The organism is Flavobacteriales bacterium (assembly GCA_026129465.1).
In the GTDB taxonomy this organism is placed as follows: Bacteria; Bacteroidota; Bacteroidia; order Flavobacteriales_F; family PHOS-HE28; genus PHOS-HE28.
In genome coordinates this window covers 2,252,271-2,275,888 of the sequence record JAHCIA010000001.1, presented here as the reverse complement: position 1 = coordinate 2,275,888, position 23,618 = coordinate 2,252,271, and the positions used below count along the sequence as shown (strand labels likewise).

The 23,618-nt window shown below is 63.0% G+C and carries 27 protein-coding genes; 18 read left to right on the top strand and 9 right to left on the bottom strand.

What is annotated here, in order from left to right; all coding sequences use genetic code 11:
• Positions 1-39: 39 nt before the first annotated feature.
• The 9 genes from KIT10_09815 (at position 40) to KIT10_09775 (ending at position 9,090) form a co-directional block, all read left to right on the top strand.
• The gene (locus KIT10_09815) at positions 40-2,871 is read left to right on the top strand and encodes a VCBS repeat-containing protein (GenBank protein ID MCW5899553.1); all 2,832 of its coding nucleotides are present in this window, start codon (positions 40-42) and stop codon (positions 2,869-2,871) included.
• Between the two features lie 92 nt (positions 2,872-2,963).
• Positions 2,964-3,461, top strand: a complete 498-nt coding sequence (locus KIT10_09810; GenBank protein ID MCW5899552.1) for a hypothetical protein — start codon at positions 2,964-2,966, stop codon at positions 3,459-3,461.
• Between the two features lie 32 nt (positions 3,462-3,493).
• Positions 3,494-4,696 carry a molybdopterin molybdotransferase MoeA gene (locus tag KIT10_09805; GenBank protein ID MCW5899551.1) on the top strand — a complete coding sequence of 401 codons (1,203 nt, stop codon included), beginning with the start codon at positions 3,494-3,496 and terminating at the stop codon, positions 4,694-4,696.
• Positions 4,693-5,259 (top strand): molybdenum cofactor guanylyltransferase, encoded by a 567-nt coding sequence (locus KIT10_09800; protein MCW5899550.1) that lies wholly within the window; start codon positions 4,693-4,695, stop codon positions 5,257-5,259. The genes KIT10_09805 and KIT10_09800 overlap by 4 nt, the downstream gene beginning before the upstream one ends.
• Positions 5,260-5,262: 3 nt before the next feature.
• Positions 5,263-5,487 (top strand): MoaD/ThiS family protein, encoded by a 225-nt coding sequence (locus tag KIT10_09795; GenBank protein MCW5899549.1) that lies wholly within the window; start codon positions 5,263-5,265, stop codon positions 5,485-5,487.
• Positions 5,484-5,966, top strand: a complete 483-nt coding sequence (locus KIT10_09790) for a molybdenum cofactor biosynthesis protein MoaE (GenBank protein ID MCW5899548.1) — start codon at positions 5,484-5,486, stop codon at positions 5,964-5,966. The genes KIT10_09795 and KIT10_09790 overlap by 4 nt, the downstream gene beginning before the upstream one ends.
• Positions 5,967-5,992: 26 nt before the next feature.
• Positions 5,993-6,964 carry a bifunctional molybdenum cofactor biosynthesis protein MoaC/MoaB gene (gene moaCB / locus KIT10_09785; GenBank protein ID MCW5899547.1) on the top strand — a complete coding sequence of 324 codons (972 nt, stop codon included), beginning with the start codon at positions 5,993-5,995 and terminating at the stop codon, positions 6,962-6,964.
• Between the two features lie 104 nt (positions 6,965-7,068).
• Positions 7,069-7,983, top strand: a complete 915-nt coding sequence (locus tag KIT10_09780; GenBank protein MCW5899546.1) for an NAD-dependent epimerase/dehydratase family protein — start codon at positions 7,069-7,071, stop codon at positions 7,981-7,983.
• 84 nt (positions 7,984-8,067) lie between these two features.
• Positions 8,068-9,090 carry a nucleoid-associated protein gene (locus KIT10_09775; GenBank protein ID MCW5899545.1) on the top strand — a complete coding sequence of 341 codons (1,023 nt, stop codon included), beginning with the start codon at positions 8,068-8,070 and terminating at the stop codon, positions 9,088-9,090.
• A 79-nt stretch (positions 9,091-9,169) separates the two neighbouring features.
• On the opposite strand, the gene moaA is transcribed toward KIT10_09775, so the two are convergent.
• Positions 9,170-10,159, bottom strand: a complete 990-nt coding sequence (moaA, locus tag KIT10_09770; GenBank protein ID MCW5899544.1) for a GTP 3',8-cyclase MoaA — start codon at positions 10,157-10,159, stop codon at positions 9,170-9,172.
• Between the two features lie 49 nt (positions 10,160-10,208).
• On the opposite strand from moaA, the gene KIT10_09765 reads away from it, so the two are divergent.
• The 6 genes from KIT10_09765 to KIT10_09740 all read left to right on the top strand — a co-directional run bounded on the left by KIT10_09765 (position 10,209) and on the right by KIT10_09740 (position 14,735).
• Positions 10,209-10,757: a GNAT family N-acetyltransferase gene (locus KIT10_09765; protein ID MCW5899543.1), complete on the top strand. Its 549-nt coding sequence runs from the start codon at positions 10,209-10,211 to the stop codon at positions 10,755-10,757.
• A 242-nt stretch (positions 10,758-10,999) separates the two neighbouring features.
• Complete coding sequence (locus tag KIT10_09760) at positions 11,000-12,043, top strand: hypothetical protein (GenBank protein ID MCW5899542.1); 1,044 nt, start codon at positions 11,000-11,002, stop codon at positions 12,041-12,043.
• Positions 12,044-12,169: 126 nt separating this feature from the next.
• Positions 12,170-12,736: a DNA-3-methyladenine glycosylase I gene (locus KIT10_09755; protein ID MCW5899541.1), complete on the top strand. Its 567-nt coding sequence runs from the start codon at positions 12,170-12,172 to the stop codon at positions 12,734-12,736.
• 161 nt (positions 12,737-12,897) lie between these two features.
• The gene (gene fdhD / locus KIT10_09750) at positions 12,898-13,728 is read left to right on the top strand and encodes a formate dehydrogenase accessory sulfurtransferase FdhD (protein MCW5899540.1); all 831 of its coding nucleotides are present in this window, start codon (positions 12,898-12,900) and stop codon (positions 13,726-13,728) included.
• Positions 13,729-13,737: 9 nt separating this feature from the next.
• Entirely contained in the window at positions 13,738-14,310 is a 573-nt protein-coding gene (locus KIT10_09745) for a GrpB family protein (GenBank protein ID MCW5899539.1), read from the top strand.
• 14 nt (positions 14,311-14,324) lie between these two features.
• Positions 14,325-14,735: a hypothetical protein gene (locus KIT10_09740; protein MCW5899538.1), complete on the top strand. Its 411-nt coding sequence runs from the start codon at positions 14,325-14,327 to the stop codon at positions 14,733-14,735.
• Position 14,736: 1 nt separating this feature from the next.
• Here KIT10_09740 and KIT10_09735 read toward each other — a convergent pair whose 3' ends face one another.
• The 3 genes from KIT10_09735 to KIT10_09725 are packed head-to-tail and all read right to left on the bottom strand — an operon-like array spanning position 14,737 to position 16,110.
• Complete coding sequence (locus KIT10_09735) at positions 14,737-15,342, bottom strand: hypothetical protein (GenBank protein MCW5899537.1); 606 nt, start codon at positions 15,340-15,342, stop codon at positions 14,737-14,739.
• 2 nt (positions 15,343-15,344) lie between these two features.
• Positions 15,345-15,827, bottom strand: a complete 483-nt coding sequence (locus KIT10_09730) for a sigma-70 family RNA polymerase sigma factor (protein MCW5899536.1) — start codon at positions 15,825-15,827, stop codon at positions 15,345-15,347.
• A gap of 19 nt (positions 15,828-15,846) precedes the next feature.
• Positions 15,847-16,110 carry a hypothetical protein gene (locus KIT10_09725; GenBank protein MCW5899535.1) on the bottom strand — a complete coding sequence of 88 codons (264 nt, stop codon included), beginning with the start codon at positions 16,108-16,110 and terminating at the stop codon, positions 15,847-15,849.
• 230 nt (positions 16,111-16,340) lie between these two features.
• Here KIT10_09725 and KIT10_09720 point away from each other — a divergent pair, with 230 nt between their 5' ends.
• The gene (locus tag KIT10_09720) at positions 16,341-18,383 is read left to right on the top strand and encodes a hypothetical protein (protein ID MCW5899534.1); all 2,043 of its coding nucleotides are present in this window, start codon (positions 16,341-16,343) and stop codon (positions 18,381-18,383) included.
• Positions 18,384-18,406: 23 nt separating this feature from the next.
• On the opposite strand, the gene KIT10_09715 is transcribed toward KIT10_09720, so the two are convergent.
• Complete coding sequence (locus KIT10_09715) at positions 18,407-18,859, bottom strand: 3-oxoacyl-ACP synthase (protein ID MCW5899533.1); 453 nt, start codon at positions 18,857-18,859, stop codon at positions 18,407-18,409.
• Positions 18,860-18,902: 43 nt separating this feature from the next.
• Positions 18,903-19,652: a DUF1801 domain-containing protein gene (locus tag KIT10_09710; GenBank protein ID MCW5899532.1), complete on the bottom strand. Its 750-nt coding sequence runs from the start codon at positions 19,650-19,652 to the stop codon at positions 18,903-18,905.
• Positions 19,653-19,996: 344 nt separating this feature from the next.
• Here KIT10_09710 and KIT10_09705 point away from each other — a divergent pair, with 344 nt between their 5' ends.
• Positions 19,997-20,278 carry a hypothetical protein gene (locus KIT10_09705; protein MCW5899531.1) on the top strand — a complete coding sequence of 94 codons (282 nt, stop codon included), beginning with the start codon at positions 19,997-19,999 and terminating at the stop codon, positions 20,276-20,278.
• Positions 20,279-20,359: 81 nt separating this feature from the next.
• On the opposite strand, the gene KIT10_09700 is transcribed toward KIT10_09705, so the two are convergent.
• From KIT10_09700 to KIT10_09690, 3 genes are all read right to left on the bottom strand, one after another.
• Positions 20,360-20,563: a dodecin domain-containing protein gene (locus tag KIT10_09700; protein MCW5899530.1), complete on the bottom strand. Its 204-nt coding sequence runs from the start codon at positions 20,561-20,563 to the stop codon at positions 20,360-20,362.
• Between the two features lie 34 nt (positions 20,564-20,597).
• The gene (locus tag KIT10_09695) at positions 20,598-21,032 is read right to left on the bottom strand and encodes a hypothetical protein (protein ID MCW5899529.1); all 435 of its coding nucleotides are present in this window, start codon (positions 21,030-21,032) and stop codon (positions 20,598-20,600) included.
• Positions 21,033-21,211: 179 nt separating this feature from the next.
• Positions 21,212-22,345, bottom strand: a complete 1,134-nt coding sequence (locus tag KIT10_09690) for an SRPBCC family protein (protein ID MCW5899528.1) — start codon at positions 22,343-22,345, stop codon at positions 21,212-21,214.
• 205 nt (positions 22,346-22,550) lie between these two features.
• Here KIT10_09690 and KIT10_09685 point away from each other — a divergent pair, with 205 nt between their 5' ends.
• The gene (locus KIT10_09685; GenBank protein MCW5899527.1) at positions 22,551-23,618 is read left to right on the top strand and encodes a DUF998 domain-containing protein; all 1,068 of its coding nucleotides are present in this window, start codon (positions 22,551-22,553) and stop codon (positions 23,616-23,618) included.

Sequence of the window (23,618 nt, the reverse complement as noted above, 5' to 3'; positions counted from 1 at the left end):
TGCATTCGGAAACCTGCCTGGAACCATAATCCACACCCCATGTCCGTGACGCGTACCCTCGCCCTCTTCGCCGCATCCCTGCCCCTGCTTGCCGCCCAAGCGCAGTTCACCTTCACCAACGCCACCGCCCTGAAGAGCAACACCACCAACAGCGGTGGATGCATGGGCGTGGTGGACATCAATGGCGACGGTCTCGACGACCTGTGCATCCTGCACAACAGCCGGATCTTCATGGTGGACTACCAGAACGCCGACGGCTCCTTCACCCTGGTGGACTACGGAAGCGTGTCCAACGACGCGCAATGGGGCATGACCATCGCGGACATGCAGAACACCGGGCACAAGGACCTGGTCTGTGGCGGCAGCTACGACGGCGTGCACTACATGAGGATCCCCACCGTGGGACAGTCCACCCTGGCGAACCTGAACAATGGCAACATGTTCATGCAGTGCAACAACGCGGTGGACATCAACAACGATGGGCACAACGATTTCTGGGCCTGTCACGATGACGCTGCTCCGCGGCAGTGGCTCAACAACGGGAGCGGCAACCTGACCTACGCCAACATCATCGACTACACCACCAACCCCGCCACGGACATGAGCGGGAACTACGGCAGTGTGTGGACCGACTTCGACAACGACGGCGACCTGGACCTCTACATCGCCAAGTGCCGCCAGGGCGTGAACAACCCCAATGATCCGCGCCGCTGGAACCGCCTCTTCGTGAATGACGGCAACGGCAACTTCACCGACATGGCGGAGAGCCACGGCCTGCAGATCAAGAACCAGTCCTGGACGGCCGATTTCGGCGATATCGACAACGACGGCGACCTGGACATGATGCTCACCAACCACGACGCCACCATCCAGCTCTTCGAGAACGACGGTACGGGCCACTTCACGGAGATCACCGCGGGCAGTGGTCTGGAGATCACCGGCTTCTTCCTGCAGAGCAAGTTCGTCGATTTCGACAACGACGGATACATCGACCTGCTCATCGCCGGTGGACTCCAGCGCCTGTTCCGCAACAACGGGAACAAGACCTTCACCAACGTGCCCAACATGTTCCCGGCGAACAAGGCCATGCACAGCTTCGCCATAGGCGACCTGAACAACGACGGTTTCCAGGACGTCTTCGCCAACTACGGCAGCGGCTATGTGACGCCGGACAACAACAACCCCGACCGCATCTGGCTGAACGACGGCAACGACAACAACTGGCTGGTGGTGCGTTTGCAGGGAACCGAGAGCAACCGCGACGCCATCGGTGCGCGTGTCACCATCACTGGTCCTTGGGGCACGCAGATCCGCGAGGTGCGCGCCGGGGAGAGCTACGGCATCGTATGCACCTTCGCCTGCCACTTCGGCCTGGGACAGCAGGAGGAGGTGCCCACCGTGACCGTCACCTGGCCCAGCGGTCTGGTGGAGACCTTCAACAACATCGAGGCGAACCAGACGATCACCATCATCGAAGGCCTGTGCATCAGCCCGCAGGCGGAGATCACCACGCCCACCGCCCCGATCGTTTGTGGCAACGGCAGCACGGTGACACTCACCGCCAACCCCGGCTTCAATTACCTGTGGAACACCGGCGCCCAGACGCAGAGCATCACCGTGAGCCAGCCCGGCAGCTACACGGTGACCATCAACGATGGACAGGGCTGCACCGGCACCGCCAGCATCTTCGTGGTGCAGAGCCCCGATGAGACCCCCACGGTGAGCTACACGGGCGAAACACGCTTCTGCGAAGGCGGCTCACTGGAGTTGACCTCCACCCCGGCCGCGGGCTATAGCTGGACCGGCGGCGGCAATGGTCAATCCCTGGTGGTGACACAGAGCGGCAGCTACACCGTGACCATCGATGGCGTATGCGGGCAGTTCACCAGTGCGGCCGTTGTGGTGGACGTGCTCGATGCGCCTGACGCGCCCATCGCCGACGATGTGGTGATCCCCGTGCCGGGCATGGCCACGCTGCAGGCGGTCGGCGACAACATCCTCTGGTACGATGTGCCCACTGGTGGAAACGCGATCGGATCAGGCAACAGCTTCCAGACCCCCTTCATCGCCAACACCACCTCCTTCTGGGCCACGGCCAGCATCGAACATGAGGGCGAGCATGCCTATGGCTCCAAGACCAATTGGGCCAACCAGGGCCAGTATCACACGAACTCCGACAACTACCAGTTCTTCACCGCCTACGAACCCTTCACCATCGTGAGCGTGAAGGTCTACGCCAACGGCGCCGGCAACCGCAACGTGGCGTTGATCGACCGCACGGACGGCAGCATCGTGGTCTCGCAGGTGATCAACATCCCCGATGGCGAAAGCCGCATCACTCTGAATTTCCAGGTGCCCGCCGCTGGCGACTACGGCCTCCGCACCATCGGTGGCAACCCGCAACTGTGGCGCGATGGCCTTGGCAGCACACAGAATTATCCCTACCCGCTGGGCACCCTCGGTGCCGTCACCAGCAGCAGTGTGGCCGGCGCCAACGCCACGGCCTTCTACTACTTCTTCTACGATTGGGAGGTGGAGGCCACGGGCCTGGCGTGCGAAAGCCAGCGCACTGAAGCGATCGTGTGGGTGGGCAACGTGGGCATCGCCGATGCGGCAGGCAGTGGCATGGTCCACGTGTGGCCCAATCCGGCCTCGGACATCCTCAACATCGGCTTCGGTCAGGTCTCCGGGCGCGTCGTGCTCGAGTTGATGGACATCACGGGCCGCCTGGTGGTGGTACGCGAGCAGGATGGTGCGGCGCTGGAGCAGGGCATCCTCACCCTTGGGGTGGGCGGCCTGTCGCACGGCGAGTATCTGCTGCGTGTGCGCGACGGCGTCGGTTCGAGCGTGCATCGCGTTATGCTTCACTGAGCCTTCCGTCGATAGTGATACTTCGAGAGGGGATCCGAAGATCCCGAGGAGGAGCTGTGTCTATCTTCCGCCGTATTCCGAGCTTGCCGCCCATGACCGCATCGAACAAGCTGCTGGCCACCATGGTCGTCGGTTTCGGACTGGCCTTGGCCGGCTGCCAGAAGGACGAGCCCACGCCGCCCATCGCACCAGGGCCCGCGCCCGCGAGCTGCGGTATCGATGGGGCGCGTCTGCAGGCCACCTTCGATGGTGCCGCGTTCTGCGCCAACGTGAGCCTCTTCGCCAGTGATGCGGCCGGTACGATCACGATAAGTGGCATGAGCACGCAAGGCTCCACGCTCACCTTGGAGATCGATTCTATGTCCGTGGGCACGCATGCCATCACGGAGAACACCAACGCCATGCTGCACACCACCACCCTGGCCATGTCCTACACGGCCATGGACGCCCTGCCGGGCACACTCACCATCGAGTCGCATGACCTGGTGCTGAAAAGGATCAAAGGCACCTTCAGCGCCAGTCTGCAGGGCGCCTTTGGCGGCCCACCGAAGACCATCATCGGTTCATTCGACGTATTCTACGTGGATTGAACCGCACGCATCAGTTGACGAACCGACCCGTCATGGCCGCTGAGCAGGCACGGGACCTCATCACGGTGGACGAGGCCCGGACCATGGTGATGGCCCATGTGCCCTTGATGCCCGCCGAGTTCCGCAAGCTGGAGGACGCCGTGGGCTGTGTGCTCGCCGCCGATGCGCAGGCCGCCGCCGATCATCCGCAGTTCGACATGAGCGCGGTGGATGGTTACGCGCTGGGGGGTCCCATGGGTCCATGGAAGCAGGTGGACACCATCGCCGCCGGGCAGGTGATGTCCTCACCGCTCCTGGCCGGTGAATGCGCAAGGATATTCACCGGCGCCCAGGTGCCCGCGGGTTGTCATGCGGTGGTAATGCAGGAGCGCTGCACGTGGCGCGATGAACTGCTGACGGTGGACATGACCGTGATCCCTGAAGGGGCGAACATCAGGCGACGTGCCGAAGCCTTCCGGATGGATGACATGCTGCTGACGAAGGGGGCCAGACTGGATCCGGCATCGGTGGGGCTGCTCGCCTCCGCCGGCCTCGCGCATGCCATGGTGTCCATGGTGCCCACCGTGAGCATCGTGCGCACGGGCGAGGAGTTCATCGAGGAAGGCGCCGAGCCGGCGGGGCGCATCCATTCCAGCAACGATGTGATGCTCATCGCCGCCTTGCGCGACGGAGGCTTCGCCAACGACAGCGGTCCCTTGATCGCCGGTGACGATCGCCTCGAACTGCGCGACGCCTTGACCGTGGCTTTGGATGAAGGCGATGTGCTGATCACCACGGGCGGCGTGTCGGTGGGCGACCATGACCTCGTTCGCCCTGTGCTGGAAGGCATGGGCGCCGCGATCCATTTCCATGGCGTATCGCAGAAGCCGGGCAAGCCCATGCTCTTCGCCACGCTGCGCGGCAAGCCCGTGTTCGCCCTGCCGGGCAATCCCCGCGCGGTGCTGGTGGGTTGGTACCTGTATGTGCTGCCCTTCCTGCGTGCCATGGAGGGCGCTTCGGATCCATGGCCGCGATCGGAAAGGCTTCCCATCGCGCAGGCGCTGCGGTGGAAGGGTGGGCGGACGGAGTTCCGTGCAGGCTTCCTGCGCGATGGGCAGGTCCATCTTCTGTCCGATGAAGGGTCGCACATGCTCAACAGCATGACCATGGCGGAAGTGCTGGTGGAGCTGCCGAAGGATCTGGGAGAACGCGCGCCAGGAAACGACATCCTGGTGCATCACCTTCCGCGCCGATGAGCAAGGTGGGGTGGACCGGTGTGGTGCTCGCGGGCGGCAGAAGTTCGCGCATGGGCCGCGACAAGGCCTTGATCGAGGTGGACGGCCGTTCGTTGCTCGATCGTGCGTTGGACAAGTTGGACCCGCACGTGGCCGAGTTGCTCGTGATCGGCGAGCCGGAAAAGTACGGCCATGTGGGTCCCTTCGTCGTGGCCGATGAATGGCCGGGCAAGGGGCCATTGGGCGGGTTGGCCACCGCCATGCGCTATGCCAGCAACGACCGCCTGCTGGTGATCGCCTGCGACCTGCCGGGCCTCAACGACCGGCTTTTCGACCTGCTGAAAGCGCAGCTTGGGCATAGCACGGAGGCCGTGGTGCCGCGGCACGAAGGGCTGATCGAACCGCTCGCCGCCGTTTACCACCGCAACGCACAGCCTGTTTTTCGGCGCTGTGTGGAACTGGATGTGCTGAAGATGAGCGACGCGCTCAGCCAGGTGCGCACCAGTTTCGTGGAGGTGTCGCCGGGTCGCGGTGGCTGGCCTGCGGACCTCTTCCGCAACATCAATTCACCTGGCGATCTTTGAGCCATGGAGGTCTTGTTGTTCGGATCGATCGCGGAGAAGGCCGGTGCGGCGCGCATCGATGTGGAGGCCGCATCGGTTTCGCAACTGCGTGAGCGCTTGGCGGAAAGCATCGCTGGCATCGATCTCGGCACGTACGCCATCGCCGTCGACCATCGCATCGTACCGGGCGACATGCCCCTCACCGGCAGAGAGGAGATCGCCGTTTTGCCTCCATTCGCAGGCGGATGAGTGAAGTGAAGCCGCATAAGGTGAAGGACATCTTCTTGGAGGGGCCGATCGATCCGGCCTTCATCGCCGCCAGCATCGCCAAGCACGCCACGCGCCCGGACATCGGTGCACACGAGATCTTCCTGGGCCAGGTGCGCGCGGACTTGCGCGACGGACAACTGACAACCGACAACGGTCTGCCTGCGCCTGTTGCAGCGATCGAATACACCGCCTACCGCGACATGGCCCTCGAACGTATGACCGCCATCCGCGAGGAGGCCTTCGCGAAATGGCCGGAGATGACCTGCCTGCATGTGCACCACAGCCTGGGTGTGATCAAAGCCGGCGAACTCTGCTTCATGGTCTTCGCCAGCGCGCCGCACCGCCAGGCCGCACGCCAGGCCGTGGCCTGGACCGTGGACCGCATCAAGTCCGAACTGCCGATCTTCGGGAAGGAGATCATGGAGGGTGGTGGCTATGTTTGGAAGGCCAACTTCTGAGGTGAATGGACATGGGTGAATAGCGCATGGGCCCGGCGCGGATACAATTCACCCATGTCCATTCACCTTTCGCCGAACATATGATCGACATCACCCACAAGCCCACCACCCTCCGCGAGGCCACCGCCACCGCGCTCGTAACGGTGAGCGACCCGGCCACGATCGCCGCCTTGCGGGAGAAGCGCGTACCCAAGGGAGATGTACTGGAGAGCGCCCGTGTGGCGGCACTGTTCGGGGTGAAGAAGACCCACGAGCTGATCCCCGATTGCCACCCGCTGCCCATCGAGCATGCCGAGGTGAGCTTCGCGATCGGTGAGATGGAGATCATCGTGACGATGCGGGTGCGCACCATCTACCGCACCGGCGTGGAGGTGGAGGCCATGCACGGCGCCAGCGTCGCCGCCCTCACCATCTACGACATGCTCAAGCCCATCGATAAGGGCGTGGTGATCGGCGGCATCCGGCTGCTGGAGAAGAAGGGCGGCAAGAGCGATTGGAAGGACCGGTTCGAGGTGCCTGTGAAGGCCGCCGTGCTGGTGATCAGCGATGCGGTGAGTGCAGGAAAGAAGGAGGACCGGGGAGGCGTTGAGGTGGTCGATCGGTTGAGGAGGTTGGAGGTTGAATGCCATGGCACGACCGTGGTTCCCGATGAACCGGATGCGATCGTGAAGCAGGTGAAGGCCTGGGCGATCGAAGGCATCGATCTTGTCCTCACCACCGGAGGAACGGGCCTTTCACCACGTGACCGCACTCCGGAAGCCATCGCTCCACTGCTCGACCGGGAGGTGCCCGGCATCATGGAGGCCGCACGCAGCTACGGCCAGGAGCGCATGCCCTGGGCCATGATGAGCCGGGGCATCGCCGGCATGATCGGCCGCACGCTGGTGATCACCCTGCCGGGCTCCACACGCGGTGCGCAGGAAACGATGGACGCGCTCTTCCCCTTCGTGCTGCACGTGGTGAAGGTGCAGGAGCACGCGTTCAGGCACGGGCAGTGAACGACTTGCGATCGAAGGTGTTCTTCACCCAAGGCCCCCGTTCCGCTAACCGTAACGTGGAGGACATCTTGGAGATGTAGCTAGCCAGCCAGAATACCACCACCATGCAGACCATCCTCGGCGCCAATGGCGTCATCGGCAAGGAACTATCCAAGCTCCTGACCCGGTATACGGACAAGATCCGTCAGGTGAGCCGCAACCCCAAGGTGGTCAATCCCACGGACGAGACCTTCCGCGCCGACCTGCTCGACCCCCAGGCCGTGAGCGATGCCGTCAAGGGCAGCGAGGTGACCTACCTGCTGGCCGGGCTGAAATACGATGCCAAGGTGTGGGCCGATCAGTGGCCGCGGATCATGCGCAACACCATCGATGCCTGCAAGCGCCACGGCAGCAGGCTGGTGTTCTTCGACAACGTCTATGCCTACGGGAAGGTGGACGGCGTGATGACCGAGGACACGCCCTACAACCCCTGCAGCAGGAAGGGCGAGGTGCGCGCCAGGATCGCCACCACATTGATGGACGAGGTGAAGCGTGGCGAGCTGCAGGCGCAGATCGTTCGTGCGGCGGATTTCTACGGCCCCGGTGCGGTGCTGAGCTTCACGCACGTGACCGTGATGGAGCGGCTGAAAGCCGGCAAGACCCCGCAGTGGATGGGCAACGTGAAGGCCGTGCACACCTTCACCTACACGCCCGATGCGGGCCGCAGCGTGGCGCTGCTGGGCAATACACCGGCGGCCTACGGTCAGGTGTGGCATGCGCTCACCAGCAAGGATCCCCTCACCTCGGAGGGATTCGTGCGCCTCGCGTGCGAACTGGCCGGCCAGCCCTACAAGTTGCAGTCGATATCCCGGCCCATGGTGGCCTTGGTCGGCCTGTTCGTTCCGGTGATCCGCGCCAGCCTGGAGATGCTCTACCAGTTCGAGCACGACTACCGCTTTGACAGCAGCAAGATCGAGAAGGCCTTCGATGTGATGCCCACGGAGTACCGGGAGGGGATCAAGGCCACGCTGGAGGGCTGAGGCCACCTGGGCGGCGACGATCCCCATCCGGTACATTCGCGATCCCCCGCCGCGACCGCACGCGCAGGGGCGACAACGTAGACCATGATCAACGGCAAGGAAGCCCAGGTGGACGAGTTCGTACTCCACCGCATCGGCATGGATGGCGCACCCAGCGTCCTCAGTGACTTCAGCGCTGTGCTGCAGGGACCCGAGGAGCAGGAATTCCTGCGCAAGCTGTTCCTGCGGCCCTTTTCCAATGTGTTGGTGACCCATGAGTTCAGTGGGATTGAAGGGGAGAAGGAGAATCCGCTGCAGGAGTTCTGCAGGAAAGTGGAGCAAGGCAAGGAATTGATGCCGGTGTCGCGCGCGATCGCCAAGCACCTGATGAAGGCGGCCGGTGGTCATGAGGTGCGGACGGGGGAGCTGTTCGTGGCGCGCTTCTCCGGGGTGGAGTTGGGCGGTGCGCACCACGATGGCGTGGGCATCCTCAAGTTCGACGACAAGGAGGTGTTCCTGGAGAGCACGGTGAAAGGCGAGACCATCGGCATGAAGCTCAAGCGCGGGCTCGGCGGCCGCAAGCCCGACCAGGCGCTGCTCGTACTCTTCACTCCCGGCTCGAGCACGCTGCTGGTGATCGACGACAAGCCCGAAAGTGGCTTCTGGCAACAGGCCTTCATCGGGCTCCAGACCAGGAAGGACCAGGTGAACAGCACCCGCAACGTACTGGACATGACCCGGCACTTCATCACCGAGCAACTGCCGCAGGACTACGAGATCCCCAAAGCCGACCAGATCGACCTGCTGAACCGCTCGGTACGCTACTTCAAGGAGAACACCGAGTTCGACTGCGACCGTTTCGCACAGGAGGTCTTCGACAGTGCCGAGGTGATCGATTCCTTCCAGCGCTTCGGCGAGCGCTTCCAGGAGGAGCGCGCGGTGGACCTGGAGGAGCGTTTCGCCATCAGTGCGGACGCGGTGAAGAAGCAGGCCCGCGTGTTCAAGAGCGTGCTGAAGCTGGACAAGAACTTCCACATCTACATCCACGGCGACCGCGACAAGATCGAGCGCGGGGTGGACGAGCGCGGGCGGAAGTACTACAAGATCTACTACGAGCAGGAACTCTGAAGACCACAGAGCCGTTGAGAAGCGCGAAGAAGCATCGCGGTGTGGAACCCGGTTCCCCTGTGGTCTCCTTCCACCCACCTCACCCCCCGATCGCCACCATCGGCCGCGCGCTGAGGTCGTGTAATACCTCCTCCTGCTTCTCCGGCTTGAAGAGTGGCAGCCCACCGAGCATCGCATGCTTCGCCAGCACGTTCGCTTCGATCAGCGGTGCGATCTCCTCCCCCCGCCGCAGCGCTGAAAGCAGGTCCGTCTCTTCCCGCGAGAACAGGCAGTTGCGCATCTTCCCTTCTGCCGTGATGCGCAGGCGATCGCAGTTGCCACAGAAGGGTTCGGTGACCGTGCTGATCACCGCGAAGGTGCCGGGCCACCCGGGTATGCGGAATGCCTTGGCCGTGCTGTGCGGATCGTCCCTGAGCTTCTCGAACGAATGCACGCTGCCGATGTGTGCGAGCATTTCGGCATAGGTGTGAACGCGCTCCCTTCCCCAGTGATTGCCAGCGAAAGGCATGAACTCGATGAAGCGTACATGCACCGGATGATCCCGGGTGAGTTCCACGAAGCGCAACAGTTCATCGTCGTTCACGCCGCGCATCACCACCATGTTCACTTTCACACGCAGACCGCGCTGGAGAGCGAGCAGGATGTTGGCATGCACGGTTTGGAAGCCATCGCGCCGTGCGATCTTCCGGAAGCGTTCCGCATCGAAGGTGTCCAGGCTGATGTTCACGCTCTTCAAGCCGGCATCGGCCAATCCTTCGAGGTGCTTGTGCAGGCTGAGCGCGTTGGTGGTGAGGCCGAGCTTCACCGGCAGTGCGGCCATGTCGCGCACGATGTCCACCGCATCGGGCCTTACGAGCGGCTCACCGCCGGTGATGCGGATCTTGTCCACCCCGTATCGCTCCACGAATAGCCGGGCGATGGTGGCGATCTCCTCGCGGGTCATCAGTTCCTCCCGCTTCAGGAAGTGCTGGTCCTCCGGCATGCAGTACGTGCAGCGCAGGTCGCACTTGTCCACGATGCTGATGCGCAGGCTGCGGTGCTGACGTCCGTGACGGTCGGTGAGCGACATGGCGCAAAGCTACCCAGGTCCACATCGGCGTGTGAACGACCTTTGCCTTATGCTGCGCATCGTGGAAGCCGACACGCCGGAGCTGCTTTCCCTTGCATCGGACTTGTTGCGTGATTTTCCACCGCATCAACGCCGCCGCTATGCCGATCACCTGCACATCGTGGAACGCTACTTCGATGAGGCCGCCTATGCGCACGAATTGGCCGACCTGCATGCGCACTATGGCCCACCGCAAGGATGTGTGTTGCTCGCGTTGGAAGACAAGGAAACCGTCGGGGTGGTCTGTCTGCGCAAGCTGGATGGTGAGGCGTGCGAAATGAAGCGGCTCTACGTACCGGGATCCCAGCGTGGAAAGGGCATCGGGAAAGCCCTGGTGACCGCCTTCATCAATGCGGCGCGTGAACGAAGTTTTCGGATCATGCGGCTCGATACCGGGTTTTTCATGACCGAAGCCCTTGGGCTCTATGAGCGTTTCGGGTTTCGGCGGATCCAAGCCTACCATGCGGCGGAACCGGTACTCGCTGCCGCATTGGTCTTCATGGAGCGGGAAGTCGATCCGGTCGGACCGCCATCGAGAGGTGAGGAGTTCGCGGGATGATCCGGCCATCGACGACCCGAACCCAACCCGACTACCTTTCGCCTATGTCCCACAGAAACGCTTCATGGCTTGCCCTGCTCCTCCCGCACATGCTGTTGGGACAAGCCGATTGTTCGCAAGCATCCGTGGGCCTCGTGCCCATCATGGACCTTGGTGCGGGCACATACAATGGCTGGGCGGGTGGCCTGTACCCCGATGGTGCCAATGCGATGCCGGCGGCACATCTGGACGCTGGGTTGGCCTTGGCCGCCATGGTGCAACCGTTGGACGCAATTGGCGATCCGGATCCGGTGAATGGAAAGGCCGTCTGGCTTTCCATCGGCATGTCCAACACATCGCAGGAGTCTGGCGCTTTCATTCAAACGGCGAACGCGTATCCCGGCAAGCACCCAGCCTTGGTCTTGGTGAATGGCGGCGTTGGCGGCCAGACCGCGGTGATCCAATCCACGCCGACGAACCCGAATTACGCCTCGTATTGGAACACGGTGGACGATCGTTTGACCAACGCTGGTGTGACAGCAGCGCAGGTGCAGGTGATCTGGCTGAAGGTGGCCAACCAGGCCGTGACCACGCCGCTACCGGAGTACTATGACAGCCTGCTGACCCAGACCAAGCGGATCACGCATGAACTGAAAGGTCGATTTCCCCATGTGCGGATCTGTTATGTGGCGAGCAGGATCTATGGTGGCTATGCCTCGGGCACCAATCCCGAGCCGTACGCGCATTGGCAGGGCTGGGTGATGAAGCATCTGATCGAAGCCCAGATCGAAGGCGATCCGGAACTCGCCTACACCGGCCCCGAGGCGGTCTCGCCTTGGTTGGCTTGGGGCGTGTACCTCTGGGCCGATGGCACCACACCGAGAAGTGATGGTCTCACATGGGAATGCCCGGAAGACTTCCAGCCCGATGGCCTTCACCCATCACCTGCGGGGAGGCAGAAGGTCGCGGATCTTCTGCTGGACTTCTTTTCCACCGACCCTACAGCCTGCCCCTGGTTCATGGCCGTGTGTAGCACCGGTCAACCGGATAACGGAACATCAGGTGCATTGACAGTGCATCCCAATCCCGCCAGGGACCAGGTGACGGTAGGTGCAGGAGGGTCCGAACTCCTTGATGAGGTCGCGCTCTTCGATGCCGTCGGCCGATGTGTGATCCTGGAACGCGTAGCCGGTTCAATGAGCCTCTCCCTGGCATTGGACGGCTTGGCACCTGGCACCTATTCGGTGCGTGCGATCATGACGAGCGGGAGCCTTTCTTCGTCGACGCTGATGGTGATGGGCCGATAGCGCGACCGTGCGAACTATCGCCAGCGGATTCGACTTGATGGTGGTGCCGTCCATCAAGCCGTCATCCGTAGAGCGCCTACCTTTCAGGTCGGCCATGCGCACCAGCGCTCACGCCCACATGCGCTCATGCCCGACCTGGTCCGCTGCCCCTGGTGCCTGAAGGACGACATCTACAAGCACTACCACGACACGGTGTGGGGCGTGCCCGAGCATGACGATCGGCGCCTCTTCGCGAAGCTCGTCCTAGATGGTGCGCAGGCCGGCTTGAGCTGGTACACCATCCTCATCCGCACGGAGAGTTATGCGAAAGCTTTCGACGATTGGAACGCCGAGATGATCGCGCGCTATGGCACGAAGGACATCGAACGCTTGATGATCGATCCCGGCATCATCCGCAACCGCGCCAAAGTGACCAGCACGATCAAGAACGCACAAGCCTACCTGCGTATCATGGAAGGTGGCAGGGGTTCCTTCGATCGCTTTCTGTGGAAGCATGTGGGCCACAAGCCCATCGTGAACCACTGGACCGGAATGAAGCAGTTGCCTGCAAGCACACCGGTGTCCGACGCGTTGAGCAAGGACCTGAAGCAGGCCGGTTTCAGCTTCGTGGGCAGTACCATCGTGTACGCCTTCATGCAGGCGGTGGGCATGGTGGATGATCACCTGGTGACGTGTTGGCGGCGGACGGGGTAGCTTTGGATAATGAAACGGGAAGCACCTCGACGCTTGTCCACCTTGCAAGAGGACAAGGCATTGGCGCGTGCAATGGCTTTGGTGGACAGGAAGGCGATCGCCGACAAAGAGCGGGTCTTGCGTTTTCTACGCAGTGATGACCAGTCAACCAAGCGATGAAAATGGCCTTCCCCGTCACCTCCACCCACATCATCCGCTACGATGCAGGCAGCATCACCCCGGCCGATGATATCCTCGTTACCGAGGAGCCGCTGGAGGTCCGCCTGGGCCATGGGCCACTGGACGATCGCCGGGAGTTGCGCCTCAGTGTCACCATGCGCACACCGGGTCACGATGAGGAACTCGCCCTGGGCTTCCTCTTCACCGAGGGCCTGATCACCGACCCCGCGGAAGTGTTGCGCACCGTGTACTGCGAGGACGTGAAGCCCGAGGAACGCGGCAACGTGGTGCGCGCCGAGTTGCACCCTGATGTGGAGGTGGACCCGGCGCGCTGGCAACGGAACTTCTACACCACCAGCAGCTGCGGCGTGTGCGGCAAGAGCAGTTTGGAGGCCGTTCGCGCGCAATGCCGCAGGCCCATCACACCCTGGGGCGAGGTGGATCCCGCCGTGATCACCGCCCTGCCCGATCGCATGCGTGAGGCCCAGACCGTGTTCCGCCACACCGGGGGCATCCACGCGGCGGCGTTGTTCGACCGTGCTGGGAAACTGTTGCTGCTGCGCGAGGACATCGGCCGCCACAACGCCGTGGACAAGCTCATCGGCGCGGCACTAGCTGCCAACTCACCCCTCGCCTCTTGCCAACTTCTTGTAAGCGGTCGCGCCGGTTTCGAACTGGTGCAGAAATGCGTGGTGGCCGGCATCCCCTTGATGGCCGCCGTGGGAGCACCCTCGTCCCTGGCGGTGGACCTGGCCCGGCAAAGGGGTCTCACGCTGGTGGGATTTCTGCGCGGGGAGCGATCCAATGTGTACGCTCCCACCGGAAATGCTTAGGATCGTGCCATGGACGCACGGACGCAGGCGCGCATCAAGGCGCTTTCGAAGGAGACCATCACCCTGGTGCCCTACGATGAAAGCTGGCCCGAGCGCTACGCCGAACTGGAGAAGGAGGTGAAGCGCATCGTACCGCGGCAGCACATCCAACGCATCGCGCACATCGGCAGCACGGCCATCCCGGGCATGAGCGCCAAACCCATCATCGACGTCCAGGTGGAGGTGGGCGACGTGGAGCGTGTGCGGGAGGAGGTGGCGCCCCTGATGCAGGAGGCGGGCTTCGAGTTCGTCTGGCGGCCTTCCATGGGCGATGACGCGCCTTACTACGCCTGGTTCATCCTGCGCGACGCGGATGGAAAGCGCGTGGCACATGTGCACATGGTCGGCTCCGGCAAGGCCAGCATGGAACGTATCGTCTTCCGGGACTACCTGCGCGCCTTCCCTGAGGAAGCCGCCCGCTACGAGGCCCTCAAGCAGGAGCTGGCCAAACGCTTCCCCAAGGACCGCGAAGCCTACACCACCCACAAGGCCGTCTACGTGAACGACGTGCTGGCCAAGGCCCACCGGGGCAAGTGGCGTTGACGCGCGACCACTCCATGAAGACCTGTCGCATCACCATCCTCGCGACCTGCCTCTTGTTGGCCGCGACCGGCTTGAAGGCCCAGCGCACCTTCGACATCACCATCGCCGACAGCACCTACCACATGAAGCAGTACTGGTTCGTGCTGTACACGGCCGGTGATGGTCCCGCCTTGGACAGCCTCACGGCCGCGACGCTTCAACAGGAACACCTGGCCCACCAGGACATGCAGGGCAAGCGTGGCCTCATCGTCATGGCAGGCCCCTACGGGAAGAACGATGCCGGATGGCGCGGCATGCTGCTTTACGACTGCGACACGAAGGAGGAAGTGGAAGGCTGGCTGCTCCAGGACCCCTTCGTGAAGATCGGGCGGCTGAAGTACGAGATCCACCCGTGGTGGGGAGCGGTGGGGACGAAGCTGCCGTAGCTCAATCCTCCAGTTCCGCGATGGACCTGCGCAGCGCCTCCACGTGTACGCCGAACACCAGGTGCATCATCCACTTCACCGTGTAGTGGCAGATGGGCATCAGCACCACCAGGGTGACGCCCAGGATCCACCAGAGCGGAGCCTTGGACATCAATTCGGCCGGTGTGGCGCCCGTGCCCACCAGTGCGCCCAACAGGAAGCCACCGGTGATGGCCAGGGGGTACACGAGCAGGCCCGTGCGCACATGCAAGTGCATCCATGCGGTGGTGGAGGCCACCTGGGCTTTCATTTCCGCCAGCACATCGTTCATGGCCGATACGGATGCCGGGATGCGCATGTAGTGCTGCCAGGCGTTCACCATCGCCCACACGTTGTACAGGAGCAAGATCCCCAGGAAGACCATCACCATCGGATGGGGCATGAAGGGGAAGAGCGCCAGATAGCCCACGGTGATCATGGCCGCGAAATAGAGATTGATCCGGATGGCACGACGTAGCCGCTCCATGGGATGGTGGCTATGGGTGCGCTGCCGGGTGGCGGCCTGCAAGCGCTGGTCGTAGGCGGGGTCCTGGGGCTGCCAGTTGGCGAAGGCGTGTTGGAGGTCCATGGTCAATGGGGTGTGAGTAGTTCGGAAAGACGTTGTTTGATGCGGTGCAGCTTCACGCCTACGTTGTTCGGCGTGATACCCATGATACCGGCCACCTCGCCATTGTCGAAGCCTTCCAGGTGAAGGGCGATCAGTGCCCGGTCTGTCTCGGGCAGCTGGAACATGGCCCGATGCAACCGTTCGCTGTCATCGTTTGCCGTGCCGGGATCATGGACGGCGTCGGGCAGGTGGTCCAGCCGGTCGCGTCGCTCCACCACGCGGGGCCGGCGCTTCTGGGTGAGGATGGTGTTCAGCGCCACACGGTGCAGCCAGGTGCTGAACTTGGCCTCGCCGCGGAAGCTGTCGAAGCCCTTCCAGGCCTGCAGCAGCACCTCCTGTTCCAGGTCCTTGCGCTCCTCGGCATCGTTGGCGTAGAGGCCCGCGAGCCGCAGCACGATGCGTTGGTACGTGCGCATCAGGTCCAGGAAGCGCTGTTCATCGGCCATGATCCCCCGAAGGTCGTGCTCAGCTTGCCATCACATAGCCGAGCAGCGCGGCCGCCAGGCCCAGGTGACCGATCAGCAGCAGCCTTACCCAGCGCGGCCGTTCCTTCCACGGCACGGACTGGTCGTAGGGGTCGAAGACCAGCGCCAGGGCCATGAACATCGGCCCCTGGGTGGGGTCGCTGCCCCAGAAGGTGAACAGGATGCCGGCGAGGGTGAAGACGATGTACCCGACCCTGTTCCAGTTGGCGGGAATGGGTTTGGCAGGGGTGTCGGACCGTTCCATGGGTTCGTTCTTTCCCCATTGGTCGCACGGCCCCCTTCGATCATTACAGCTCCCGAAAAGAAATACGTGTGGTACGTCCTGCCTGGGGTTGGACGCACCGCTTGCAGGGTGTCCCGCCTTGGCCGTTGCTGCCGCCCAAGATGCTCGGTCGCTCCAGGAAACTGCCGCTCGGATCAGGGCCGAACGCGTACGTTTACGAAGTCACGCGGGATAGCCGTATCACAAGCACCATGGAAAAACTCTGGGCCGAACTCAAAAGACGCAACGTCCTGCGCGTGGCCACGGTCTACGCCATGGCGGCATGGATCGTCATCCAGGTGGCCGTGGCGGTGTTCCCATACCTGGGCCTGCCCACCTGGCTGGTCACTGCGGTGATCGTCCTCACGTTGGTCGGCTTCCCAATCGCGCTCATCATCAGCTGGGTCTACGAATGGGGGCCGGAAGGCGTGGTGCGCACCGAGGACGTCACGGATGAAGAAGTAGCGAGCAGACCTGCTCCCAAACGCTCCTGGGGTGGCACCATCACCATCGGTGCACTGGCCGTGCTGTTGGTGGGCCAGTACTTCTACTTCAAGCACTGGAAGGCGGAGCAGGCCCCGATGGCCGCCATGGCGGAGAACACACGCTCCCTGGCCGTGGCGGTGCTGCCCTTCGTGAACATGAGCAGCGACCCCGAGCAGGAGTACTTCAGCGACGGGCTCACCGAGGACATCATCACCCAGCTGGCCAAGATCAAGGACCTGCACGTGATCTCGCGCACCTCGTGCATGAAGTACAAGGGCGACACGCTGTCGATCAAGACCATCGGTGCGCAGCTGAACGTGGGCACCATCCTCGAGGGCAGCGTGCAACGCGCGGGCGACCAGTTGCGCATCACCGCGCAGCTGATCGACGTGGCCACCGATGCGCACCTGTGGGCGGAGAGCTACGACCGGCCGGTAGCCGACCTGTTCAGCATCCAGCGCGAGATCGCCACGGCCATCGCCGGCATGCTGAAGCAGACCCTGACGCCTGACGACTTCAACAGCCTGGCCTCGGTACCCACGGAGAACGTGGAGGCCTATCAGGCCTACCTGAAAGGCAGGCACCTCACCCACCAGGCGCATGTGGATGGCGAGACCACCATGAAGGCCATCGTTGAATTGGAGCGGGCGGTGGCAATGGACAGCACCTTCGCGCTGGCCTATGCGGAACTCGCACGGGCCCATGCAAGGGTGTACTATGTGCGCATGGACCAAAGCGAAGCACGTCGAGCAATGGCCAGCCAGGCGGCGGATCGTGCGCTCGCGCTCGCGCCGGAGAACCCGGAGGTACACCTGGCGATCGGCGACCATTTCAACTGGGCCTTCCGTGATCGCACCAAGGCCATGGAACATTGGGCCATCGCCGAGAAAGGCTTGCCCAACAACGCGGAGGTCCTCATCGCCCGATCGGGTGTGCTGCTGATCGAGGGGCATTTGGATGAGTACATCCGGACGCTGGAGAAGGCAACACTGCTCAGCCCCAAGGATGTCAATGCCTTTTCGGATCTCGCCTGGGGTTACATGTGGGCGCACCGCTTTCCCGAATCCATCGCAGCGGCCGACAAGGCCATCGCGCTGGCACCCGAACAGAACTGGCCTTACCTCTATCGAGGGATCAGTTTTTACACCTGGAAGGGGCCCTGCCCGGAAGCACGCACGGCCTTTGCGTCGGTGGACAAGGAGTATGGTTGGTACAAGTGGGCCATGTACATCCTTGAAGTGGCCGAAGGGCGGATCGACGAGGCCTTCCGGGTGGTGGCCGGCTTCCCTGATGGCATGCTCGTGATCAAGACCGAAGTATTGCCCGCCTCCCTGTACGAAGCCTTCCTTCACCAGCATCAAGGCGGGACGGAGCTTGCCCGGAAGAAGTACAAGGAAGCGGTGAAGGTCCTGGAGAAGGAAGTGCAGGAACATCCTGCGGACGCCCGGTACCACAGCGCGCTGGGCATGTCCCTGGCCGGTGCGGGGCAGAAGGAGCGCGCCATCGCCATGGCCTTGAAAGCCACCGAACTGTTGCCCTATTCCAAGGATATGGCCTTTGGCATCAACCCCATCTACGACCTCGCCGTGACCTACACGCTCGTTGGCGACTTTGACAAAGCCTTCGAGCAACTGGACTTCAACCTCTCCAATCCCGGCTTCTTCACGGTGGAGCGGATGAAGGGCGATGTGCGCTACGATGTGCTGCGCGACGATCCGCGCTATGCGGCCTTGATGAAGAAGCACGCCTTGCCGCAGGTGCCGGCTTGAACGCACAGCGCTACCACGCCTCCTCACACGATCGCCTGCACCGTGATCCGCTTCCCGTTGAAGTCGACCGCATCACCCACGCGCTTGTCCTTCAGCGCCTGTCCGATCGGTGAGGCCAGTGAGATCGCGTAGCACGGTTCGCCTTCCACTTCCACCGCACCCAGCCCGATGGCGATGAAGTATCGCCCCTGGTCGGTGATCACCAGGCTGCCGAAGCCCACCTGCTCGTACACCCGATCCAGCGGCACCCGCGCCAGTTCCTGTTGCAGGGCGATGAGCTTCGCGCGATGCTCCTCCAGCTTGTCCAGTTCCTGCTGCACCATGGCGCGGCCCACCTCGTGCTTGTCGCCCGCACTGCTCTTGGTGTCGCTGGCGAAGGCGGTGCGGGTGGAGGTGATCGCCGCTTCGCAGGTGCTGAGTTTCTCGCGGAGCTGGTCAGCGAGCGTTGCGATGAGAGAGGCCTTGGAAAGGGGCATGGGTGGCGAAGGTCGCTTACGTTGTCGCGGCGATCGTTCACGTTCAGTGCCCGCTCCACCCCGGCATGGACGCCGCCTGCTTCAGCCAGCTCGTGAACTGCGCCTCATCCAGCACACCATCCTCGTGCAGGTGCACGTAGCGCGCATGGGGGTCCTTGCTCTCCACGGGCGGCATGGGCTTCAGCTTGCGGCCGTAGAAGAAGGTGATCTTGACGTACTTGGTGAAGATGTGGTACGCCACGAACCAGCCCTGGCCCTCCACGCCATAGAACGGCGTGTTCCACTTCACGGCCTTCTTCACCTTGGGCACGGCGCGCTCGATCAGCGCATCGATCCGCTGGCAGGCTTCGCGTTGCCAACCGGGTGCGGCTGCGATGTAGGCTTGCACCGGACCATCGCCATCACCCTTCGCGATCTGCGGGTTGCCGCCGGAGAGCAGCTTCACGGGCGTCGCTTTCGTGGCCGAAGATCCAGCCTTCTTCGTGGTGGATCCGTTGTTGCGCGACACGGCCGCCTTCACCAGCGCCTTGAAGGCCGTGGCGTTCACCGTCCCACCCTCGTGGATGTCGATCGCGCGGCGCGTGTTGCCCGTGAAGGGCGCGCTGAACAGTCCCTTGGGGTCGGGCAGGCTGGCACCATGAGCGAAGGTGAGCTTCACCTTGTCCTTGTAAAGCTCGCCGGTGCAGATCAAGCCGTTGAGCGACCATGCCAGTACGCCATCCGGGTTCGTGGGCTTCTTCCATTTGCGCTCCTCGGTGATGCCGGGCGCTGCGGCGTGGATGATCTGGCGCATGCGCTCCAGGGTCGCGTGGCGCCAGTCTCCCGAATTGGTCCTCAGTTTGGTCCTGTGCCTGGTGGTTGTACCTGGCATGGTGGCGACATTGAGAAATGCCAATGTATGGATCGCGCGAATCTCGGATCCATGTTGCGGGATCCCGAGCACACCGAGCTGGCGGGAACAGGTCCATTGGTAACCGTATGGTCCTGCCTATGCCTTGTATGCCCTCTTTGAGCGACCAACCCGATCGATGATGAGAACCGCCTGTTAGCTGGCTTGTCTCAGTTGTCTCCTGATGGGTTGTGCCGACCTTGCCGCACCGCACTCCCAAGCCGGCAGTGGTGGTCACGGTCGACCACATGGCGATACACGGCCAAGGCAACGCTGACCACACCGCCTTGGAACCGCTGCTGGCCGAGGTGTGGCAGGGGCCGCACTTCCCGGGCAGTCAGTTGATGTGCAGCGCACAGCAACCTGAGTGTATCCTGCTGGTGGAGCAGTGGGCGGACATGGGCCACCACCCTGGACCGCACGGCAGCACACCGCCCCTGGAAGCGTTCAAAGGCACGGCCATGCCACTGCTTGCAGGGCCACCGATGGTAGCGTTGTGGCCAAGCGTGGAAGAAATGGCCAAGCCCTGAGAACGGTCATGCCGCTCACGATCGCCCTTCGACTGAAGGCTCGTCGCGAATACCCTGGCGCGGTCGTGCGGCTCCCAGCATTCACTTCTCGATGCCGAAGGAGATCTTGCAGTTCACCCTGTACTCCGTGATCCTGCCCTTCTCCACCATCGCGCTCTGGTTCTTCACGTTCACCGATCGGATGCCCCGCACGGTCTTGCTCGCTTCCTTCACCGCGTTCGCGGCGGCGTCCTCCCAGCTGTTCTTGCTGCTGGCGAGGATCTCGATCACTTTGATGATGGCCATGGTACTGGTGTTTGTGGTGTGAGGGGATCCGGTCCTACTTGAAGAGTTTGCCCAGCAGACCTTTGGCCTTGTCGGCCACGCCGCCGCCGGAGAGGCCGCCGAGCAGGCCTTTGAGCGAATCGGCGTTGCCGCCCACCTGCTTGGTCACCAGGTCCATGATCATGGGCATCAGGGTGTTCTTCACGGCGCCCGCCTTGTCGGCGCTGAGGCCCGTCTTGCCGGTGAGGTTGCTCAGCACCGACTGTCCGATCTTCTCCATCAGGCCGTTGGCGGCGGGGGTATTCGTCTCCTTGCTGAACAGGTTGGTGATGGTGCCCATGTCAAAGCCATGGTCGCCGGAAAGCACGCCTTGCAGGCCGCTCGCCGCGGCGCTGATGCTCGACTTCGCTTGATCGGGGCTGAGGCCGTGCTCTTGCGTGAGCTTGGGCAGCGCTTGCTGCGTGAGGGAACTAAGGATGTTGTCGAACATGGTATTGGGGGTTTGAAGGTTTGAAAAGGCTGAGAGAGTCTCCCTGTGTGATGGCATTCGACCACGAGCGGCGAACAACCATCAGGAAGGGAATGCAGGAGACGTGCGATCTGAGGGACTGCGGCGGAACGCAGCGCGGACGGAGTGTGGTGCTCATGTGCATGGAGGCTGGGTCCGGATCACCTATGGGCGACATCATCATGCTGCATCACGCGCTCACGGGCTCCCTCTTCCGCCAGCGCCTTCAGATTCTTCAATTGCGCCCGCTGCATCAGCGCATGCACGGGTGGGAACAGCACCGCGCCTTGCAACCAGGCCGACCAGGGTGGGGTGCCCATGCCGCGCACACGGGTGATAAGCCGGGTGGCATCCCCGCCGATCGGCTCCAGCACGAAGGACCAGCTGGTGCGGATGTGTCCGCCCATGCGGTCCGTTTCGGCGCCGAGCACCAGGCACCTCTCGCGATCCACATCAAGCACGGTATAGCCGCCATTGAGTGCCGGTGTCGCATGTACCGTATCGCCCACGCGGCGTTCCGTCCATTCCGCACGCAGTTCTTGCACGCTTGGTACACCGCCATGGTCCAGCGCATCGATGCTGTACCAGCCGCCACGGTCGCATCCCAGTTGCATCAGCCATGGCCACACCATTGATGGCGGAGCCTCGATGTCGATGCCGTGGGTGAGCACGTAGGGCGCATCGGGCAGGATCCCATCACCGGGCAGCGGCCGGTCATCATCCGCTGGTTGGATGGCCTTGCCCAGCTGTGCTTCCAGGTGCGCCATCGCCGATGAACGGATCAGGTGCGAGAAGGGGCCGATCAAGCGGAAGTAGGCGGTCTGCTTGCGCCAGCTCGTGTCGTCGGTGGCGGTCACGCGGAGCTCGAGCGTTACCCAGCTGCCCGTCCCGCGCGGCTCCACGCGGATGCACCAGGCCACCTTGCCCCAGCCGGGTTCAGCAAAACGTGCGAACTCATGCGGCGGCACATCCCTGAAGGGGATGTTCAGGTGCCAGAATTGTCCCACGGCACCCACCACGACCTCTTCTCCCGAGTGCTCGTCCAGCAGCATGAAGCCGTGTCCGTGCGATGCGATGTCGTCCACGCCGAGGCCACTGTCCTTGGACAAGGGCACGTCAACGCCGCGCAGGCGGTCCGGCAGCGTGCGCAGGTCGAAGAGGAAGCGCACCCAGGGGATCGTCGCGCCGTCGAAATGCCGCGCGACCTCCCACGCCTCCGCTGGTGGCGCGTTCACCGCGATCCGATGGATCTCCACATGGCGCGGGCGGGGCAGGTGGTGCTGGATCAGGCGCATGGGAACGTGAATTTGCGGGCTTCACTATCGAGCGTCCATGACCGCCATCATAGCGTCGCGATCGCATGGCGGGAAGCTTTGTGGAACAGGGACTTGATTCTTCCGATGGATCCTGTCGATCCTTTGGGGTGGACCATCGCAGGAGGATGGGTGTGATATGGATCCGACCATGATCAGCAGCGCAAGGAAATCCGAGCCTGGGGCGATGGAGTTCTGCGTTCCACCGCCGGTTTGGACCCGGCTGGTGCTCCTGATCGTGCTGGGTTATGAAGCGGCGGGTGCCATCGTCGGCGGGATCCTCCTGGTGGTTGCACCCGATGGCCGGCATATGGACATGCCGGTGGGGATCATGCATGGTACCTTCAGGGACTTCCTCATCCCAGGAGCGATCCTCCTTGGGCTCGGGATCCTGAACGCCTTCTCCTTCACGGCCGTGCTGCGCCGCAGGCGCAACGACTGGTCCATGGCGGTCCTGGGACTGGGTGGACTGAGCATCTGGTTCGTGGTGGAGATCATCATCCTTCGCGAGTTGCATTGGCTGCATGCCATGTGGGGCTTGCCGGTGCTCTTGGGCTGGGTGGTGGCCATCCCCTTGATCGCATCGCGCAACAACACGGCGGCCATGCAACGCGGCCTGCTCCTCTGCGGCGCGATCTCCTCTTTGTGGTACGTGGTGATCAACGCCATCGTGCCGATGTTCTACCCGGGCTATAGCGTCATCAGCGTCACGCCGAGCGAACTCTCTGCGATCGGCGCACCCACGCGCCTGCTTTGGGTGCTGCTGGTGCTGCCCTACCCGCTGTTGATGTCGGCCCTCGGTTGGGGCCTGGTCCGCCAGACCGTCGGCGATCGCCGCCTGCGCATCGTCGGCATCCTGACCATCGCCTACGGTATATTCAACTTCTACTGGCCTCCCATGCACATGCGCGGGATCGAGCCTTCGCTCACCGACACGCTGCACATCGTCTGGGCGGCGATCACCATGTTCTTCATGTGGACATTGATGATCCTCGGGGCGCTATCACTAGGGCGCGGTTTCCGCATCGTCACCATCGCAGCCATCGTCGCGCACGTGGTCTTCGGTCTGCTCACCAGTTCGCAGGCACCGAACATCCCGATCGATGGCCCAACGCCGACGATCGGTCTCTGGGAGCGCATCAACATCGCCATATTCATGGTGTGGGTGGTGGTGTTCGTTCTCCAATTGCTGCGAAGACTGGATGTATATCGGTCCGGATCAGCACAGCCCTTTTCCACCCCAACGCACAAGTAG

What these genes read in the sequence shown, in the direction of transcription:
- KIT10_09815 (MCW5899553.1), top strand. Translation starts at nt 40, where the DNA reads ATGTCCGTGACGCGTACCCTCGCCCTCTTCGCCGCATCCCTGCCCCTG.
- KIT10_09810 (MCW5899552.1), top strand. Translation starts at nt 2,964, where the DNA reads ATGACCGCATCGAACAAGCTGCTGGCCACCATGGTCGTCGGTTTCGGA.
- KIT10_09805 (MCW5899551.1), top strand. Translation starts at nt 3,494, where the DNA reads ATGGCCGCTGAGCAGGCACGGGACCTCATCACGGTGGACGAGGCCCGG.
- KIT10_09800 (MCW5899550.1), top strand. Translation starts at nt 4,693, where the DNA reads ATGAGCAAGGTGGGGTGGACCGGTGTGGTGCTCGCGGGCGGCAGAAGT.
- KIT10_09795 (MCW5899549.1), top strand. Translation starts at nt 5,263, where the DNA reads ATGGAGGTCTTGTTGTTCGGATCGATCGCGGAGAAGGCCGGTGCGGCG.
- KIT10_09790 (MCW5899548.1), top strand. Translation starts at nt 5,484, where the DNA reads ATGAGTGAAGTGAAGCCGCATAAGGTGAAGGACATCTTCTTGGAGGGG.
- moaCB (MCW5899547.1), top strand. Translation starts at nt 5,993, where the DNA reads ATGGGCCCGGCGCGGATACAATTCACCCATGTCCATTCACCTTTCGCC.
- KIT10_09780 (MCW5899546.1), top strand. Translation starts at nt 7,069, where the DNA reads ATGCAGACCATCCTCGGCGCCAATGGCGTCATCGGCAAGGAACTATCC.
- KIT10_09775 (MCW5899545.1), top strand. Translation starts at nt 8,068, where the DNA reads ATGATCAACGGCAAGGAAGCCCAGGTGGACGAGTTCGTACTCCACCGC.
- moaA (MCW5899544.1), bottom strand. Translation starts at nt 10,159, where the DNA reads ATGTCGCTCACCGACCGTCACGGACGTCAGCACCGCAGCCTGCGCATC.
- KIT10_09765 (MCW5899543.1), top strand. Translation starts at nt 10,209, where the DNA reads ATGCTGCGCATCGTGGAAGCCGACACGCCGGAGCTGCTTTCCCTTGCA.
- KIT10_09755 (MCW5899541.1), top strand. Translation starts at nt 12,170, where the DNA reads ATGCCCGACCTGGTCCGCTGCCCCTGGTGCCTGAAGGACGACATCTAC.
- fdhD (MCW5899540.1), top strand. Translation starts at nt 12,898, where the DNA reads ATGGCCTTCCCCGTCACCTCCACCCACATCATCCGCTACGATGCAGGC.
- KIT10_09745 (MCW5899539.1), top strand. Translation starts at nt 13,738, where the DNA reads ATGGACGCACGGACGCAGGCGCGCATCAAGGCGCTTTCGAAGGAGACC.
- KIT10_09740 (MCW5899538.1), top strand. Translation starts at nt 14,325, where the DNA reads ATGAAGACCTGTCGCATCACCATCCTCGCGACCTGCCTCTTGTTGGCC.
- KIT10_09735 (MCW5899537.1), bottom strand. Translation starts at nt 15,342, where the DNA reads ATGGACCTCCAACACGCCTTCGCCAACTGGCAGCCCCAGGACCCCGCC.
- KIT10_09730 (MCW5899536.1), bottom strand. Translation starts at nt 15,827, where the DNA reads ATGGCCGATGAACAGCGCTTCCTGGACCTGATGCGCACGTACCAACGC.
- KIT10_09725 (MCW5899535.1), bottom strand. Translation starts at nt 16,110, where the DNA reads ATGGAACGGTCCGACACCCCTGCCAAACCCATTCCCGCCAACTGGAAC.
- KIT10_09720 (MCW5899534.1), top strand. Translation starts at nt 16,341, where the DNA reads ATGGAAAAACTCTGGGCCGAACTCAAAAGACGCAACGTCCTGCGCGTG.
- KIT10_09715 (MCW5899533.1), bottom strand. Translation starts at nt 18,859, where the DNA reads ATGCCCCTTTCCAAGGCCTCTCTCATCGCAACGCTCGCTGACCAGCTC.
- KIT10_09710 (MCW5899532.1), bottom strand. Translation starts at nt 19,652, where the DNA reads ATGCGCCAGATCATCCACGCCGCAGCGCCCGGCATCACCGAGGAGCGC.
- KIT10_09705 (MCW5899531.1), top strand. Translation starts at nt 19,997, where the DNA reads ATGGCGATACACGGCCAAGGCAACGCTGACCACACCGCCTTGGAACCG.
- KIT10_09700 (MCW5899530.1), bottom strand. Translation starts at nt 20,563, where the DNA reads ATGGCCATCATCAAAGTGATCGAGATCCTCGCCAGCAGCAAGAACAGC.
- KIT10_09695 (MCW5899529.1), bottom strand. Translation starts at nt 21,032, where the DNA reads ATGTTCGACAACATCCTTAGTTCCCTCACGCAGCAAGCGCTGCCCAAG.
- KIT10_09690 (MCW5899528.1), bottom strand. Translation starts at nt 22,345, where the DNA reads ATGCGCCTGATCCAGCACCACCTGCCCCGCCCGCGCCATGTGGAGATC.
- KIT10_09685 (MCW5899527.1), top strand. Translation starts at nt 22,551, where the DNA reads ATGGAGTTCTGCGTTCCACCGCCGGTTTGGACCCGGCTGGTGCTCCTG.